At 63.4% G+C, this 17,896-nt stretch carries 15 protein-coding genes; 5 read left to right on the plus strand and 10 right to left on the minus strand.

What is annotated here, in order from left to right; genetic code table 11:
* From AC0L2C_RS09070 to puuE, 9 genes are all read right to left on the minus strand, one after another.
* Nucleotides 1-923, minus strand: a 923-nt coding sequence (locus tag AC0L2C_RS09070) for an ABC transporter ATP-binding protein (RefSeq protein ID WP_473523218.1), incomplete at its 3' end; no start/stop codon positions are given.
* Nucleotides 923-1,747, minus strand: coding sequence for an ABC transporter permease (locus tag AC0L2C_RS09075; protein ID WP_023796837.1), 825 nt, complete (start codon nt 1,745-1,747; stop codon nt 923-925). The genes AC0L2C_RS09075 and AC0L2C_RS09070, both read right to left, overlap by 1 nt.
* 11 nt (nt 1,748-1,758) lie before the next feature.
* Nucleotides 1,759-2,718 (minus strand): ABC transporter permease, encoded by a 960-nt coding sequence (locus AC0L2C_RS09080; RefSeq protein WP_023796836.1) that lies wholly within the window; start codon nt 2,716-2,718, stop codon nt 1,759-1,761.
* Nucleotides 2,719-2,734: 16 nt separating this feature from the next.
* Complete coding sequence (locus tag AC0L2C_RS09085; protein ID WP_128171041.1) at nt 2,735-4,324, minus strand: ABC transporter substrate-binding protein; 1,590 nt, start codon at nt 4,322-4,324, stop codon at nt 2,735-2,737.
* Nucleotides 4,325-4,480: 156 nt separating this feature from the next.
* Entirely contained in the window at nt 4,481-6,466 is a 1,986-nt protein-coding gene (locus AC0L2C_RS09090) for a CocE/NonD family hydrolase (protein WP_287361638.1), read from the minus strand.
* Nucleotides 6,467-6,550: 84 nt separating this feature from the next.
* Complete coding sequence (locus tag AC0L2C_RS09095) at nt 6,551-7,144, minus strand: nucleoside deaminase (protein WP_128172886.1); 594 nt, start codon at nt 7,142-7,144, stop codon at nt 6,551-6,553.
* Nucleotides 7,144-7,647: an ureidoglycolate lyase gene (locus AC0L2C_RS09100; protein WP_027151451.1), complete on the minus strand. Its 504-nt coding sequence runs from the start codon at nt 7,645-7,647 to the stop codon at nt 7,144-7,146. The genes AC0L2C_RS09095 and AC0L2C_RS09100 overlap by 1 nt, the downstream gene beginning before the upstream one ends.
* On the minus strand, nt 7,644-8,492 hold the full coding sequence (locus AC0L2C_RS09105; RefSeq protein WP_473523219.1) for a bifunctional allantoicase/(S)-ureidoglycine aminohydrolase: 849 nt from the start codon (nt 8,490-8,492) through the stop codon (nt 7,644-7,646). The genes AC0L2C_RS09100 and AC0L2C_RS09105 overlap by 4 nt, the downstream gene beginning before the upstream one ends.
* Before the next feature lie 44 nt (nt 8,493-8,536).
* Nucleotides 8,537-9,970, minus strand: coding sequence for an allantoinase PuuE (gene puuE, locus AC0L2C_RS09110; RefSeq protein WP_287063914.1), 1,434 nt, complete (start codon nt 9,968-9,970; stop codon nt 8,537-8,539).
* A gap of 193 nt (nt 9,971-10,163) precedes the next feature.
* On the opposite strand from puuE, the gene uraH reads away from it, so the two are divergent.
* The 4 genes from uraH (at nt 10,164) to xdhC (ending at nt 15,492) form a co-directional block, all read left to right on the plus strand.
* The gene (gene uraH, locus AC0L2C_RS09115; protein ID WP_128171047.1) at nt 10,164-10,538 is read left to right on the plus strand and encodes a hydroxyisourate hydrolase; all 375 of its coding nucleotides are present in this window, start codon (nt 10,164-10,166) and stop codon (nt 10,536-10,538) included.
* A 3-nt stretch (nt 10,539-10,541) separates the two neighbouring features.
* Nucleotides 10,542-12,023 carry a xanthine dehydrogenase small subunit gene (xdhA, locus tag AC0L2C_RS09120; protein ID WP_287063910.1) on the plus strand — a complete coding sequence of 494 codons (1,482 nt, stop codon included), beginning with the start codon at nt 10,542-10,544 and terminating at the stop codon, nt 12,021-12,023.
* The gene (xdhB, locus tag AC0L2C_RS09125) at nt 12,023-14,371 is read left to right on the plus strand and encodes a xanthine dehydrogenase molybdopterin binding subunit (protein ID WP_473523220.1); all 2,349 of its coding nucleotides are present in this window, start codon (nt 12,023-12,025) and stop codon (nt 14,369-14,371) included. The genes xdhA and xdhB overlap by 1 nt, the downstream gene beginning before the upstream one ends.
* 77 nt (nt 14,372-14,448) lie before the next feature.
* Complete coding sequence (gene xdhC / locus AC0L2C_RS09130; protein WP_473523221.1) at nt 14,449-15,492, plus strand: xanthine dehydrogenase accessory protein XdhC; 1,044 nt, start codon at nt 14,449-14,451, stop codon at nt 15,490-15,492.
* 22 nt (nt 15,493-15,514) lie between these two features.
* On the opposite strand, the gene AC0L2C_RS09135 is transcribed toward xdhC, so the two are convergent.
* On the minus strand, nt 15,515-16,435 hold the full coding sequence (locus tag AC0L2C_RS09135) for a LysR family transcriptional regulator (protein ID WP_023796825.1): 921 nt from the start codon (nt 16,433-16,435) through the stop codon (nt 15,515-15,517).
* Nucleotides 16,436-16,678: 243 nt separating this feature from the next.
* Between AC0L2C_RS09135 and AC0L2C_RS09140 the strand changes: the two genes are divergently transcribed.
* Nucleotides 16,679-17,896: a urate hydroxylase PuuD gene (locus AC0L2C_RS09140; protein ID WP_128168396.1), complete on the plus strand. Its 1,218-nt coding sequence runs from the start codon at nt 16,679-16,681 to the stop codon at nt 17,894-17,896.

Consider the following 17,896-nt stretch of genomic DNA (forward strand, 5'->3'; position numbering starts at 1 on the left):
ATGTCAACCGAGACGTTCTTCAGCACCTTGATATGGCTGCGGCCATAGGCGGCGGTGATGTTCTTGACCGACAGGAAAGGGTTCGTGCCGGGCCTTTGCTCCTGGTGCTCGATCTCGTGCACTGACACCAGCGCATTGGTGTATTCTTGGCGCGGCTCCTTGATGATCTGGCGGGTGCCGCCCCATTCGACCAGCCGGCCATGGCGCAGGACCATGATCTCGTCCGAGACCTGAGCGACGACGGCAAGGTCATGGGTGATGTACAGCGCCGCGACATGCGTGTCGCGGATGGCGTCCTTGATCGCCGCCAGCACGTCGATCTGCGTCGTCACGTCAAGCGCCGTGGTAGGCTCGTCGAAGACGATCAGGTCGGGCTCGGAACACAGCGCCATCGCCGTCATCACACGCTGCAGCTGGCCGCCGGACACCTGGTGCGGAAAGCGCTCGCCAATGCTTTCGGGGTTCGGAAGGCTGAGCTTCTTGAACAACGCGATGGCGCGTTTTTCGGCCGCGGCCCGCGTTGCCGTGCCATGCAGCAGCGTCGCCTCGACCACCTGGTCCATCAGTCTGTGCGCCGGGTTGAAGGCGGCGGCAGCCGATTGCGCGACATAGCAGACCTCGCGGCCGCGCAGCTTGCGAAAGCCCTCCTTGCCGCCCTTGAGAATGTCGCGGCCGTTGAGCATGACTTCGCCGCCGGTGATGCGCACGCCGCCGCGGCCATAGCCCATCGACGCCAGGCCGATGGTCGACTTGCCGGCTCCGGACTCGCCGATCAGGCCGAGCACCTTGCCCTTCTCGAGCGTCAGCGAGACGTCGTGGACCAGCACGATGTTTTTCGGCGCCTCGCCCGGCGGGAACACTGTCGCCTCGATGCGCAGGTTGCGGATATCGAGCAACACGTTCTTTGCTCGCTGGTCAGCCATTACCCGCGCCCTCCCTTCAGGCTCGCCGTGCGGTTGAGCACCCAGTCGGCGACAAGGTTGACGGAAATCGCCAGCATGGCGATCGCCGCGGCAGGGATGAGCGCCGCCGCGATGCCGAAGACGATGCCGTCCTTGTTTTCCTTGACCATGCCGCCCCAGTCGGCGCTAGGCGGCTGCACGCCGAGGCCGAGAAAGGACAGCGTCGACAGGAACAGCACGGCATAGATGAAGCGCAGGCCGAGTTCCGAAACCAGCGGCGACAACGCATTGGGCAGGATCTCGCGGAAGATGATCCACACACTGCCTTCGCCGCGCAGCTTGGCCGCCTCGACGAAATCCATGACGTTGATGTCGACGGCGACCGCCCGCGACAGGCGGTAGACACGGGTCGAGTCGAGAATGCCCATGACCAGGATCAGCGTCACCAGATTGGTTGGCAGCACGGAGAGCACGACGAGGCCCATGATCAGCGTCGGAATAGACATCAGGAGATCGACAAGGCGCGACATAAGCGTGTCGAACCAGCCGCCGAAAACCGCCGCCGAGAAGCCAAGGATGGCGCCGAGCGAGAAGGACAGCGCGGTGGCCAGCACCGCGATGAACAGCGTGACGCGGGCGCCGTAGATCATGCGCGAAAGAAGGTCGCGGCCGAGATTGTCGGTGCCCAGCAAATGTGTCGCCGACATCGGTGCCCAGACGTCGCCGACGATCTCGCCATTGCCGTAAGGCGCGATCCAGGGCGCGAAGATCGCCGCCAGCACGAACAATGCCGTCAGCACCAGGCCGATCAGCGCAGGGATGGGGATGCGTTTTATGTCGAGCACAGCGCCGCCCCTCACTTCGGATGTCTGAGACGCGGATTGGCGACGATCGCCGCTATGTCCGCAATGATGTTCAGGCTGATATAAACCGCGGCGAAGATCAGGCCGACCGCCTGCACCACCGGTACGTCACGCTTGGTGACGTGGTCGACGAGATACTGCCCCATGCCCGGATAGACGAAGATCACTTCGACAACGACGACGCCGACGATCAGGTAGGCGAGGTTGAGCATGACGACGTTGATGATCGGCGCAATCGCATTGGGGAAGGCATGCCTGCGAATGACGGCGAATGCCGAAAGACCCTTGAGCTCCGCCGTCTCGACATACGCCGATTGCATGACATTGAGGATCGCGGCGCGCGTCATCCGCATCATGTGGGCGAGCACCACCAGCGTCAGTGCCGCCGCCGGCAGCATGATCGCCTGCATGCGCTCGCCGAACGGCATCCCGTCATAGACCGTCGAGATGCCGGGGAAGATCTGGTATTTCACGGCAAAGAAATAGACGAGCACATAGCCGATGAAGAATTCGGGAAACGAGGTCGAGGCAAGCGCCAGTCCGGAGATCAGCTTGTCGACCCAGCCATTGCGGTAACGCACCGCAATCAGGCCGAGAATGATCGCCAGCGGCACGGCAACGACCGCCGCCCAGAAGGCGAGGAACAGCGTGTTCCACAACCGCCCCTTGATCGACGTCGCAATATCCTGCCCGCTCGACATGGCGGTGCCGAGATCGCCGGTCACGACGCCGCCGAGCCAGCGGAAATAGCGGATAAAGGCCGGATCGTTGAGGCCGAGCTGCTCGCGCAGATTGGCGAGCGACTCCGGTGTCGCCGACTGTCCGAGGATGGCTTGCGCGACGTCGCCGGGCAGGATCTGGGTGCCGGCGAAGATCAGGACCGATACGGCCAACAGCAGGAGGATGCCCAGCGCAATGCGCTGGGCCACCAGTTTCACGATGGGTGAGGACATATCCGCAAGGCCGGGCTCAGGCTTCGAGCCAGCACTTTGCCAGAGCGTACCCGTTCATCAGCTCCTGATGCGGATCGTCGACCCAGCCGGCGACCTTGGCGCCCGTCGCGTCGATGAACTGGTTGAACATCGGCAGGATCAGGCCACCTTCGTCGCGGACGAGCATCGCCATGTCGCGATACATCGCCTTGCGCTTGGCTTCGTCGAGCTCGGCACGCGCCGCCAGCACCATCTTGTCGAACTCGGGACGCTTGAAACGCGTGTCGTTCCAGTCGGCCGTCGACAGGTACGCAGTCGAGTACATCTGGTCCTGCGTCGAGCGTCCGCCCCAGTAGGAGGCGCAGAAGGGCTGCTTGTTCCATACTTCCGACCAGTAGCCGTCGCCCGGCTCGCGCTTGATCTCCAGAGTGATGCCGGCCTTGGCCGCGCTTTGCTGGAACAGCTGCGCGGCATCGACGGCGCCGGGGAAGGCGACGTCCGATGTCCTGAGCAGGACGGCGCCGTCATGGCCCGACTTCTTGAAATGAAACTTGGCCTTGTCGGGATCGTATTTGCGCTGCTCGATGTCCTCGGAAAACAGCGGATAGGCCGAGTTGATCGGGAAGTCGTTGCCGAGCGAGCCATAGCCTCTGAGGATCTTGTCGAGCATCTCCTCGCGGTCGATCGCCAGCTTCAGCGCCATGCGCAAATCGTTGTTGTCGAACGGCGCCGTGTTGCAATGCATGATGAAGACGTAGTGGCCAGGACCCGCATGGTTGCGGATGGTGACGCCGGGCAGCCGCTTGATCAGGTCGACGATCTTCGGCTCGACGCGGTTGATCATGTTGACCTGGCCGCCCTGCAAGGCCGAAGTGCGCGCCGTGGCGTCGTTGATGACGATGATCTCGATCTGGTCGGCATGGCCCATCTTGTCGGCCTGCCAGTAATTGGCGAACCGCTCGCCGCCATGGCGCACGCCGGGCTCGTTGGTGGTGATCTTGTAGGGTCCGGCCGAGATGCCGGCGTCGGCCTTGTCCTTGCCGCCATTGGGCTGGATGATCAAATGGTAATCGCTGAGCAGATAGGGCAGGTCGGCATTGGCTTCCTTCAGCGTCAGCACGACTTCCTTGCCGCTGGCCTTGATGCTCTCGATGCCTTTCATGTAGCCGAGCGCGCCCGACTTCGACTTCTCGTCCGAATGGCGTTCGAGTGTGGCGGCGACGTCCTCGGCGGTTACCGTCTTGCCGTTATGGAATTCGACGCCGTCGCGAATCTTCAGCGTCCAGACCTTGGCGTCGTCAGACGAGCCGATCTCCTCGGCGATGCGGTTCTCGAGCGTGCCTTCCGGGGAAAGCTCGACGATCAGTTCGCCCCACATCTTGCCGAAGGCGAACGGCACCTGCGTCATGAACAGGGCCGGATCGAGGCTGTTGGTGGACTCGCCGCCGACCAGGCCGGCCTTCAACGTGCCGCCCTTGACCGGACCCGCGGCGCGCGCTGCACTTGAAAGCAGCGAGTTGGCGAAGGTCGCGGTGACGCCGAGCGCTGCCGCCCGGCCGAGAAAATCACGACGGCTCAGTTTGCCGGATGCGACGCGCAGGCTAAGAAATTCCAGTTCGTTTGACATGTTGAGTTCCTCACTCTGTTGGTTCGACCTTGTGGTCGTTTTTTATGGTTTCTTGTGAGGAGAATAATGACCGCAAGGGAACGCCGTAAGCAAGACCGAATGCGACATGCCGTGGCGTAAATCGTACGTCGCAATTGGACCAATCCGCATAAGCGCTCAAAGCAGATCGCGCGGGATTTTCTCTTCGAAATTACGCTCGAAAACCAGTTCCTCGCCTTCATAGGCTTCGATTCTGGCGCTAATAATGAAGTTTTGCGCATCGGACCGCATCTCGGCTGACGTTTCTGTGCGCACCGACCATCCATTTCGCGACAGCGTCTGCGTCCAGTGCGTCTTGCCCGACGCTGACAGCGGATTGTCAGGATGGATTGCCCATGTCTCGCGGGCGACGCTGCCATTGGCGAGGCCATGCTCCAGGTCGCGCACCTCGCCGAAATCGTCGACAATGGAAAGCGTGACGATTCCGGTCTTCTCGTCGCGATCAACATGACGCTCCGAATTGGCGGCACGGACCGTTTCGGTTGCCCAGGGCACGGCTGCCTCGGGCGTAGGGAACGTGACTTCGTCGCCTTGCGCCGGCGGACGCAGCGGCAGCTTCAGCGTAGCCGCCGACAGGTCGAGCCGAACCGGTTCCGGCGATGGCCAGATCATCGGCCAGTAGGCGTTCGAAACGGCAATACGCAGGCGATGGCCTGATGGCACGCGATAGGCGCATTGGTCGAGCACCACCCGCGCCAAAACGGTCTCTTCCGGCACCAGCGCCTCGGGGAATTCATGCGAGTTGCGGTGCGTCAGGTTGAGCACGCCGTAGGAGATCAATTCGGATGCGCCGTCAGGATGCACGTCGCACAGCCGCACCGCGATGTTCGCCTGCGGTCGATCCGAGGCGACCTGGATCAAAACCTCCGGCGCGCCGACAATGTCGATCGCCTCGCCGAGCGGGGGCTGGTCGAAACACACCGACAGCGCATCGTCGGGGCGCTGGTCGCCGGGCAGTTCCGGCCCGAAGGTGAAGGGGAAATATTCGCCGCCGGCGAGGCCGCAGCTTTGTGGCGAAGCCACGATTGCAGGCCTGGCGCCTTCCGGGATCAGTTCGATCGCCTCAGCCTTGATGTTGGGCGATGGCCAGTCTGCTTCGGCAACCCAGCGGCCGGGCCGCTCGGGATGCCAACGCGCGGGGCGCACGCTGTCCATCACATAGGCGCGGTAGGCCGGGTCGGCCTCGACGCCGGTGTCGATGCCTTTCAACCAGCGGTCCCACCAGCGCAAGGCCTCCTGCAGGAAGCCGATCGCTGGTTTCGGTGCGGCGTAATGCGGGTACTTGTGGATCCACGGGCCGACGATGCCCTTGACCGGCGCCTCGATATTGGCCGCGAGGTAGGAAATCGTATTGCGATAGCCGTCATGCCAGCCGCCGATCGACAGCACGGCGGCTTGGATGGCGGAATAGTTCTCGCAGATCGAACCGCGCTTCCAATAGGCGTCGCGGTGCTGGTGTCTCAGCCACAGCGGCGCCAGGAAGGGCTGGTTCTCCAGCCGGGTCAGCCATAGGTCGCGCCATCTGTTGTCGCCGGCCAGCAGCGGGTCCGGTGGCCGCGACGAATAGGAGAGCATGGTCGAGGCCCAGCCGAAATTCTCGATCAGCAGGCAGCCGCCCTTGTAGTGGATGTCGTCGGCATAGCGGTCGACGGTCGAGCACAGGCTGATGACTGCCTTCAACGCCGGCGGCTGCTTGGCTGCAACCTGCAGGCAGTTGAAGCCGCCCCAGGAGATGCCCATCATGCCGACATTGCCGTTGCACCAGGGCTGGGCGGCCGCCCAGGCGATCACATCGCAGGCGTCCTGCAATTCCTGCTCGGAATATTCGTCGTCCATCAGCCCTTCGGAATCGCCATTGCCGCGCATGTCGACGCGGATCGATGCGTAGCCATAGCCGGCGAAATAGGGATGCGTCAGCTGATCGCGAAAGATCGTGCCGTCGCGCTTGCGGTAGGGCAGGTGCTCGAGGATCGCCGGCACCGGATCGTCGGCGGCATCGGCCGGCATCCACACACGCGCCGACAGCCGGCAGCCATCCGGCATGACGATGCCCATGTCCGGAAACTCGACGACCTTGCGGGGAAATTCAGTGACGGTTTTCATGCGGGCGACTCCAGGACCGCCAAATGATGGAGCCCGTGGGACGTCGTCGTGGGCCAGCCAACGAATTCGGCTGGTCAATCCGCGTCAACTCAACGGAATGTCGTTTTCGTCCTTGCTCGCCTGGTAAGCGCTGGACAGTTCGTCGTAGCGCGCCGAGATCTTGCCGATCCGTGCTTCCAGCCGCTTGCGCTCGGCCTCGGGCAGCGACCGCACCAGTCTTCGGATCGAAAAGCTCTTCCAATAGGCGTTCTCGGCATTGTAGCCGCCAGGGTCGAGGGTGAAGACCTCCTTCAGGATCTTCAGGTCGTGTGGGATGGCGAAGCTGTCGCGCGAATCCTCGTGCGAAAACAGATAGTAGAAATTGTCGAAGCCGGTCCAGGTGATCGCCGACAGGCAGAGCGAGCAGGGTTCGTGCGTGGCGAGGAAGATCGCGTCCTTGGTGTCGACGCGCTCGGCCTTCGGCATTTCGTAGAACCGCTTCAGGCAGTGCACCTCGCCATGCCAGAGCGGATTTTCCGCCTCGTTGTTGGTTTCGGCGAGCACCAGCGAGCGATCATCCTTTCTCAAGATCGCCGCGCCGAACAGCTTGTTGCCATGGGCGACGCCTTCGGCCGTCTTCGGCACGATGTCATGCTCGATGACGTCGAGCAGGCGGTCGATCAGCGAAGTATCGGCCATTATTGGCTCCTGTCCGGCAGATCGATCTCGTAACCGTGCGAGAAATGGCACTCTTCGAGGTTGGAGCCGTCGCCACCGCGGTCGACGACGAGAAAATCCTGGGCCTCACCGATCGGCGTCAGCACGCCGTGCCACCGATTGCGTGGGTAATTGACGCCTTGCCCGGGCGCGGTGATGAATGCGTGCGGCTCTCCTGGGCCTTCGTCGCTGTCATGGCAGACGACGACCAGGAACGGCCGTGGCGACAGCGGGATGAAAGCCTGGCTGCCGAACGGGTGACGCTCGACCATGGTGAGCTTCAGCGGAAAATCGTAAGGCGTGCCGCGCACCATAGAGATCAGCACGCGCGCATTCGGTCCCTGCGCCTCGGCGGTGGCGAGGTCGTGGTAGCGTTCCGCCTTGCCGCCATTGATCGGGTAGTGATTGTCGCCGCCCATATCGATGACGTCGCCGAATTCAGCGAAGTTCTCGCGGGTCAGCGGGCGCGCCACAATGCGGCTCATGGCGCGCGCCTCGCGACGCCGGCGCCGCCAAGCTTGGCGTGCCGGTTGACGTCCTTGTAGAGCAGATATCGGAACTGGCTCGGACCGCCGGCATAGCAGGCCTGCGGGCAGAAGGCGCGCAGCCACATATAGTCGCCGGCCTCGACCTCGACCCAGTCCTGGTTAAGGCGGTAGACCGCCTTGCCCTCCAGCACATAGAGGCCGTGCTCCATGACATGGGTCTCGGCGAAGGGGATGACCGCGCCCGGCTCGAGTGTAACCAGGGTGATGTGCATGTCGTGGCGCATGTCTTCAGGATCGACGAAACGCGTCGTCACCCATCTGCCTTCGGTGCCGGGCATGGGCGTGGGCGCGATGTCCTGTTCGTTTGCAAAAAGGGCTTGCGGCGTATCGATGCCCTCCACGGCTTCATAGGCTTTTCGGATCCAGTGGAAACGAACGGGTGCGCCGCCCTCGTTGCGAACGGTCCATCCGCTGGCCGGCGGCAGGAAAGCAAAGCCGCCCGGCTGCAGGACATGCTTCTCGCCAGCCAGCAAAACGGTCAGCTCGCCCTCGACCACGAACAGGGCGCCCTCGGCGGCGGCATCCAGTTCCGGCCGGTCGCTGCCGCCGCCGGGCGCGACCTCGACGATGTATTGCGAAAACGTCTCGGCAAAACCCGACAGCGGGCGCGACAGCACCCAGACGCGGGTCTTGTCCCAGAACGGCAGGGCGCTGGTGACGATGTCCTGCATCACCCCCCTGGGAATGACGGCATAGGCCTCGGTGAAGACGGCCCGGCCGGTCAGCAGCTCACTCTGGCCGGGGTGGCCGCCCTGCGGCGCGTAATAGGTTCGGTCGGCCATTTTCATCGTATCCATCAGTTCAGAGCCTGTTGCGGAAGCCAGGCCTATTGCGGAAGCATGTCCTTGAGGCGGAGCAGTGCGATACGCTCGACCTGTTTGCAGGCGGTTTCGAATTCAACGGCCCGGCTGTTGCCGATGCGCGCCTCGAACTCCGCCAGGATTTCTTCCTTGGTCTTGCCTTTCACCGCGATGATGAAGGGGAAGCCGAAACTGGTGACGTAGGCGGCATTGAGCTTGGAGAACAGCTCGCGCTCTTTATCGGTCAGCGCCTCAAGCCCGGCGGAAGCCTGTTCCCTGGCCGATTCCGTTGTCAGCCGCTTGGCCTGAGCCAGTTTTCCGGCAAGGTCGGGATGGGCGTTGAGCACGGAGAGCCGCTCGGTCTCGCTGGCGCCGCGAAAGACACGGCACAGCGCATTGTGTAGGCCGCCGGCACTGTCATGCGCCGGACCGAGCTCCAGCTCACAGGCGCGCTCGGCGATCCACGGCGAATGCTCGAATACGCCGCCGAATGCCTGGACGAAAGCCTCGAATTCCATCTTCGACGGGCGCAGCGTCGGCGGCCGGAACGGATGGTTTTCTTGCCAGTGCCTTGCAATGTCGATGCGTCGCGCCAGCCAGACCCTGTCGTGCGATTTGACGTAGTCGACGAAGCGCTTCAGCGCCGCGACCCGGCCCGGCCTGCCGACGAGGCGGCAGTGCAGGCCGATATTCATCAAGCGCGGCCGCCCTGCCTTGCCCTCGGCATAGAGCGTGTCGAAACTATCCCTAAGATAGGCGAAGAACTGGTCGCCCGAGTTGAAGCCCTGCGGCGTGGCGAAACGCATGTCGTTGGCGTCGAGCGTATAGGGGATGATGAGCTGCGGCTTTGCCGACCCGTCCGGCCCACCATGCTCGAACCAGTACGGCAGCTCGTCGTCATACGTGTCCGACACATAGTCGAAGCCGCCCTCTTCCGCCGCCAGCCGCACGGTGTTGATCGACGTGCGGCCGGTGTACCAGCCGGTCGGCCGTGCCCCGGTCACCTCGTAGTGCAGCCGGATTGCCTCGTCCATGTCGCGGCGCTCGTCCTCCGGCGCATGGTCGCGATAGTCGATCCATCTCAGCCCGTGCGAGGCGATCTCCCAGCCGGCCTCCTGCATCGCCACGACCTGGTCGGGCGAACGCGCCAGTGCTGTGGCGACGCCGTAGCAGGTGATCGGCACCTCAGCCTCGGTGAACAGGCGCAGCAATCGCCAGAAGCCGGCGCGGGCGCCATATTCGTAGATCGATTCCATGTTCCGGTGGCGCTGCCCGGGCCAGGGTGCAGCGCCGACGATCTCGGACAGGAAGGCTTCCGAAGCCTTGTCGCCGTGCAGGACGCAATTTTCGCCGCCTTCCTCGTAATTGACGACGAACTGCACCGCGACATGCGCCCTGCCGGGCCATTTCGGATCCGGCGGATTGGCGCCGTAGCCGCGCATGTCTCGTTCGTAACGCATTGTCGCTCCTGCCGGATAGTGTGATCAGGATAGTCGAAAGGGTTGCTTGCGCATTCCCCCGAAAATTTTTGAAAGTGTTTTTGCAGCACTTCACTCGACCGGGACTTATGCATCGCCTTTAATGGGCGCACAATTCGCCAAACATGTTCGACTGTACCGGACATGTTCGAGTGTACCGGAATGGGAGCAGCCAGTGGCGGAATCGTCGAAAGCCGAAGGCGGACGTCTGACGACCCATGTCCTCGACACCGCGACCGGCAGGCCGGCGGCAGGCCTGTCGATCGAGCTTTACCGCATCAACGACGACATGCGGACGCATCTGAAGACAGCGGTCACCAATGCCGACGGCCGGTGTGACGCGCCGCTGCTTGCCGACGCGGAATTCCGCACCGGCGAATACGAGCTGGTCTTCGCCGCCGGCGACTATCTGCGCCGGCAGGGGTTGAGACTCCCGGAACCGGCCTTCCTCGACAGCGTGCCGATCCGCTTCGGCATGGCCGAGCCGATGCACTATCACGTGCCGCTGCTCATATCGCCCTACGGCTATTCGACCTATCGGGGGAGCTGAGACATGACGAGGCTCAAGATACGCAATGAGATACGCTTCATCCTCAATGGCGAGGATGTTGCGCTGACCACGTTCGCGCCCGACGAGACCTTGCTCGACTGGCTGCGGCTCGAGCGCTCGCTGCGCGGCACCAAGGAAGGCTGCGCCGAGGGCGACTGCGGCGCTTGCACCGTGCTGGTCGGAAGGCTGTCAGGCGGCCGGCTGGTCTATGAAAGCGTCAATGCCTGCATCCGCTTCCTTGGCTCGCTCGATCGCACGCATGTCGTAACCGTCGAGCATCTGCGCGGCGACGGCGAAAAACTGCATCCGGTGCAGCAGGCGATGGTCGATTTCCACGGCTCGCAATGCGGCTTCTGCACGCCGGGCTTCGTCATGTCGCTTTATGCCCTGTGGATGCGGTCACCGGAGCCGTCGGATGCAGCCATCGAAAAGGCGCTTCAGGGCAATCTCTGCCGCTGCACCGGCTACGAGGCGATCATGCGGGCGGCACGTGCCATCTCCAGCTACGGCAAGGCGGCAAAGGATCCGCTGGCAGCGGAGCGCAAGGCGATCACGAGCAAGCTCGAAGCGATGAAAGACGGTTCGCGCATCGAGATCGGCGCCGGCAAGCAGCGCCTGGTCGTCCCGGCCGATGCCGACGACCTCGCCGCCGTGCTCGACAAGGAGCCGGGCGCCACCATCGTTGCCGGTTCGACCGATGTCGGCCTGTGGGTGACCAAGCACATGCGCGAGATTGCGCCGGCGATCTTCATCGGCAATCTCGACGGGCTGTGCCGGATTTCCGAAGACAAGGGCATCATCTCGATCGGCGCTGGTGTCACCTACACCGAGGCTTTCTCAATGCTGGCGAAACGCATCCCGGCGCTGGGCCCGCTGTTCGATCGCATCGGCGGCGATCAGGTGCGCAACATGGGCACGATCGGCGGCAACATCGCCAATGGCTCGCCGATCGGCGACACGCCGCCGCCGCTGATCGCACTCGGCGCGCGGCTGACGCTGCGGCGCGGCAACAAGCGGCGGACGATCTCGCTTGAAGACTTCTTCATCGCCTATGGCAAGCAGGACCGACAGCCGGGCGAATTCGTCGAGGCCGTGCATGTCCCAGTGCCGGGCAGGGATACCAAATTCGCCGTCTACAAGATCACCAAGCGCCGTGACGAGGACATCACCGCCGCACTTGGCGCATTCCTGCTGGCCCTGGCCAAGGACGGCACGGTGGCGGAGGTGCGCATCGCCTATGGCGGCATGGCGGCAACGCCGAAGCGGGCTTTCGGCGTGGAAAAGGCGCTGCTCGGCAGGCCCTGGACGGAACCGACGGTCGAGACCGCCATGGCCGAGTACGCCAAAGACTTTACCCCGCTGACCGACATGCGGGCGAGCGCCGAATACCGGGCGCTGGCGGCGCGCAACCTGCTGTTGCGGTTCTTCGCCGAGACCAGCGGCACCAAAGCACCGATCCAGATATCGCGCCACGAGGCGGCGTGATGACCAAGCACGCTCCAAACCTCAAGGCGCAGAAAATCGCTGGTGGCGTTGCCACCGACCAGCGACATGATTCCGCGCACAAGCATGTCCGCGGCACGGCCGTCTATATCGATGACATGCCGGAATCATCTGGCATGCTGCATGGCTGCCTCGGGCTTTCGACGGCCACGCATGCCACCATCAGCAGCATGGACCTGGCGGCGGTGCGCGCAGCACCCGGCGTCGTCGACGTGCTGACGGCGAGCGACGTGCCGGGCGAAAACGATATCTCGCCGACCGGCCGCCACGACGAACCGGTGCTGGCCGACGGCAAGGTGCAGTTCTTCGGCCAACCGATCTTTTGCGTCATCGCCGAAACCCGCGAGCAGGCGCGCCGCGCCACAAGGCTGGCCAAGGTCGAATACAAGGAATTGCCTTTCGTCACCGACATCGGCGTCCTCGATCCCAGGAAGGACAAGCTGGTCACGCCGCCGCTGACCCTGAGGCGCGGCGATGCCGCGGCTGCGATCAGCGCGGCGCCGCGCCGGCTGAAAGGAAAAATGCGCATCGGCGGCCAGGACCATTTTTATCTCGAAGGCCAGATCGCCATGGCCATTCCCGGCGAGGATCAGGACGTCACGATTTATTCGTCGACCCAGCATCCGAGCGAAATCCAGCACATGGTCAGCCATGCGCTCGGCGTGCCGAGCCATGCCGTCACGGTCGAGATCCGCCGCATGGGCGGCGCTTTCGGCGGCAAGGAAACGCAGGGCAACCAGTTTGCAGTATTGGCCGCTATCGCCGCGAAGAAACATCATCGCGCCGTGAAAATCCGGCCCGACCGTGACGACGACATGATCGCCACCGGCAAGCGCCATGACTTCCTCGTCGATTACGAGGTCGGCTTCGACGACGAGGGCAATATCCTCGGCGTCGATTTCATGTTTGCGGCGCGCTGCGGCTTCTCGGCGGACCTGTCGGGCCCGGTCACCGATCGCGCGCTGTTCCACTGCGACAACACCTATTTCTGGCCGGCGGTTCATGCGCAATCGGCGCCGCTCTACACCAACACCGTGTCGAACACCGCCTTCCGCGGCTTCGGCGGGCCGCAAGGCATAGTCGGCGCCGAGCGTGTCATCGAAGAGGTCGCCTTTGCCGTCGGCAAGGATCCGCTCGAAATCCGCAAGAAGAACTTTTATGGCACCAGCGACCGCAACATCACGCCCTATCACCAGACGGTCGAAGACAACATCATCCACCGCATCGTCGCCGAACTTGAGGCGAGTTGCGACTATGCGAGGCGCCGCCGCACGGTTCGTGCCTTCAACGCCAACAGTCGCTTCATCAAGCGCGGATTGGCGCTGACGCCGGTCAAGTTCGGCATCTCGTTCACCGCCACCCACTACAATCAGGCCGGCGCGCTGGTGCATGTCTATACCGACGGTTCGGTGCATCTGAACCATGGCGGGACCGAAATGGGGCAGGGCCTCTACGTCAAGGTGGCGCAGGTGGTGGCGGAAGAATTCCAGATCGACGTCGACCAGGTAAAGATCACCGCGACGACGACCGGCAAGGTCCCGAACACCTCGGCGACCGCCGCATCATCCGGTTCCGACCTCAACGGCATGGCGGCGCAGAACGCGGCCCGGCAGATCAAGGAGCGGTTGACCAACTTCGCCGCCGAAAAGTACCAGGTGCCGTGCGATCAGGTGCTGTTCCTGCCCAACCGGGTGCGTATCGGCAACCAGGAGATCGCCTTCGCCGATCTCGTCAGGCAGGCCTACATGGCGCGCATCCAGCTTTCCGCGGCGGGCTTCTACAAGACGCCGAAAATCCACTGGGATCGCGACAAGGGCGAGGGTCGTCCCTTTTATTATTTCGCCTATGGCGCCGCGTGCTCGGAAGTCTCGGTCGACACGCTGACCGGCGAATATGTCGTCGAGCGCACCGACATCCTGCACGAGACCGGCCGCTCGCTGAACCGCGCCATCGACCTTGGCCAGGTCGAAGGCGGCTTCATCCAGGGCATGGGATGGCTGACGACTGAGGAGCTTTGGTGGGACGAAAAGGGCCGGCTGCGCACCCATGCGCCGTCGACCTACAAGATTCCGCTCGCCTCGGACCGACCGAAGATCTTCAATGTGACGCTGGCCGATTGGCCGGAAGCGAGCGAGCCGACGGTGCACCGCTCCAAGGCGGTCGGCGAGCCGCCGCTGCCGCTCGGCATCTCGGTGCTGCATGCGCTGTCGGATGCGGTGGCAAGCGTTGCCGGCCATCGGATCTGCCCGCGTCTCGACCCACCGGCGACGCCGGAGCGGGTGCTGATGGCGATCGAACGGCTGAAGAGGGAAGCCAAGGCTGGTGCTTGAACTCGGTCCCGGGGTTCGTACAAGGCGTGCAATCCGGGCCGAAAAACCCTATGTTTCCCGATAGGGAAAGCAAAAACATGACCTCGAAAGTGCAAAGCCTGAAAGCATTTCTTGGCGGCGCCGGACGGGTTGCCCTGGTCGAGGTGGCTGGGACCAAAGGCTCGACGCCCCGCGAGAAGGGCGCCTTCATGCTCGTCTCGGGCGCGGCGATTTTTGGCACGATCGGCGGCGGCCAGCTCGAATATATGGCGATCGACAAAGCGCGGCAGCTGCTGGGTCGATCGGCCTCTCCAGCCTCCGGTTTTGGCGAATTTGCCGATGTCGGCACCGCCCCTCATCCGCCTGCCGGCACCTTCTCCCCGTATAGTGACGGGGAGAAGGGAACTGGCCGCAACGCTGGCGCCCTTACCCTCTCCCCGTCCTTACGGGGAGAGGGTAAGGGTGAGGGGCAGCACGACGTCGGCAAAGCTGTCGCCACGCTCGATGTCCCGCTCGGGCCCGAGATCGGCCAGTGCTGCGGCGGCAGGGTCGAGGTGCTGATCCGGCTGGTCGACACGGCGTTGGCGCAAGAGCTGGTCGCGGCGGCGGACGCCGAGCAGGCGCAGCTGCCGCATGTCTACATCTTCGGCGGCGGCCATGTCGGCCAGGCGCTGGCCTCGGCGGTGGCCTTGCTGCCGGTCCGTGTCGTCGTTGTCGAGACGCGGGCCGAGGCGCTGGAGGGCATGCCGGACACGGTCGAAACCAGCCTGACGCCAATGCCCGAGGCGATGGTGCGCAAGGCTTCGGCTGGCGCCGCATTCGTCGTCCTCACTCACGACCACGCACTGGATTTCCTGATCGTCGCCGAGGCACTGAAACGCCGGGATGCCGCCTATGTCGGCATGATCGGCTCGAAGACCAAGAAGGCGACATTCAGGAACTGGTTCCTGAAGGCGGCGGACGGCAGCGAGGCGCAATTTGCCGGCCTCGTCTCGCCGATCGGCGGCGATGCGGTCAAGGACAAGCGTCCGCAAGTCATTGCGGCCTTGGCGGCGGCCGAGATCATGATGGCACTGGCCGCCCATGCCGGCGCGCGAGCCGCGCCGCACCCCGTCTCTCGTGGCAAGGCAATGGCCGGCTGACGGCCAGAAATTCGAGCGACGCTCATTTGCCGGCCAGAATTTCCTTGATCAGCCGTTGGCAGCGCTCGGCCATGAAGTCGAGCAGCAGCCGCACCTTCGGGTCCTGCAGCTTCTTGTGCGGGTAGACAGCGGCGAACTGGACCGGCGTCGGTGGTGTGTCGGGCAGGATCACCTTCAGCCGCCGGTCGCGGATGAACGGCTCGACCTCGAAGCGCGGCTTGTTGATGATGCCGCGGCCCGACAGCGCCCAGCCGGTCAGCACGTCGCCATCGTCGGTGTCATAGGGTCCGTGCACCTCGAATTTCCGCGGACCGTCGGCCGTCTGCAGCGTCCACACATATTCGCGCGCGCCGGCGTAGCGCAGCATCAGGCAGTCGTGTTTGCTGGCGATCAGTTCCTGCGGCTCGGTCGGTTCGCCGCGCGTCTCCAGATATTTCGGCGCCGCCACCAACACCCGCTCGCACTCCATGATGCCGCGCATTCTCAGGCTGGAATCCTCGATGATACCCAGTCTGAACGCGACGTCGATGCCTTCCTTCATGATGTCGACATTGTGGTCCGAAAGCCTCAGCCGAACCTCGATGTCAGGATATTTGTCGTGGAAATCGGGGATTCCCGACGCCACCAGCCGCCGGCCGAGGCCAAGCGGCGCTGTCACCTTGATGGTGCCACGCGGCTGGCCGGACAAAGCGCTGACAGCGGCTTCCGCCTCGGTGACCGCCTCAAGCACCTGCTTGGCGCCGGAGTAGAACACCGTGCCGTGCTCGGTCGGCATCAATTGCCGCGTCGTGCGATTGAACAGCCTGACACCGAGATGTTTTTCGAGCTCCTTGATGCGGTTGGAGGCGACCGCTGGCGAAATGCGCATGTCGCGCCCCGCCGCCGACAGATTGCCGAGCTCGACGACGCGAACGAAGACGGAGATGTTGTCGAGATAGGCCATGCGGCTTTGGGGCTCTCATGCGGCTGCGCAGGGATAACCCTAGTGCATGACCCCGAAAAATCGGAATCGATTTTCGGAAAGGATCATGCACCAGACAAAAGTTCTACAGCGTCCTTTGCGCGTCCAAGGGACGCGCGGCGCTGTAGTATTTTCCATTTTTTTTTGAAAGTCATCGTGCCGCTCGGCCCTTTCCGTTTGCGCTCCAGTCCGTAAAGTCACCCAATCGGCAGGGACGACTTTTCAATGATCGATTTTGCGATTTTCTGGGACTGGCTGAGTTTCGCCGTGCGCTGGCTGCATGTCGTCACCAGCATAGCCTGGATCGGCTCGTCCTTCTATTTCGTCGCGCTCGATCTCGGCTTGCGCCAGCGTCCGGGCATGCCTGTCGGCGCCTTCGGCGAAGAATGGCAGGTGCATGGCGGCGGCTTCTACCACATCCAGAAATATCTCGTGGCGCCGACCGAAATGCCTGAGCACCTGACCTGGTTCAAATGGGAATCCTACGCTACCTGGCTGTCGGGCTTTGCCATGCTGTGCGTCGTCTACTATGCCGGCGCGGACCTCTTCCTGATCGATCCCAACGTGCTTGCCATGTCGGTGCCTACAGGCATCTTGCTGTCGCTGGCGACGATCGGCGTCGGCTGGGTGGTCTACGATCTCTTATGCCGTTCGCCGCTTGGCAGGAGCGACACCGGCCTGATGCTGGTGCTCTATGGCGTGCTGGTGTTCATCGCCTGGGGTCTTACCCATCTGTTCACCGGCCGCGCCGCTTTCCTGCATCTTGGCGCCATCACCGCGACGATCATGTCGGCCAATGTCTTCATGGTCATCATTCCGAACCAGAAGATCGTCGTCGCCGATCTGATCGCCGGCAGGAAGCCAGATCCGAAATACGGCAAGATCGCCAAGCAGCGCTCGCTGCACAACAATTACCTGACGCTGCCCGTTCTCTTCCTGATGCTGTCGAACCACTACCCGCTGGCGTTTGCTACCCAGTTCAACTGGGTGATCGCCTCGTTGGTTTTCATCATCGGCGTGCTGATCCGGCACTATTTCAACACCATGCATGCGCGCAAGGGCAACCCGACCTGGATCTGGCTGGCTGCCGCCGTCCTGTTCGTCGTCATCATCTGGCTGTCAACCGCGCCGAAAGTGCTGACCGGCGAAGTCAAGGCGTCCTCGACGGCACAGGTCTATATCGCCTCGGCGCATTTTCCCGCAGTGCGCGATACGGTGCTTGGCCGTTGCTCGATGTGCCATGCGCAGGAGCCGTCCTACGAGGGCATCTATCACGCGCCGAAAGGTGTGATGCTCGACACGGACGCCGGTATCGCCGGGCAGGCCCGCGAGATCTACCTGCAGGCCGGCCGCAGCCACGCGATGCCGCCCGCCAACGTCACCCATATCACCGACAAGGAGCGGACGCTGCTGGTGGCATGGTTCGAGGAGGCGGGGAAATAA

This window comes from Mesorhizobium sp. WSM4845 (assembly GCF_055811455.1).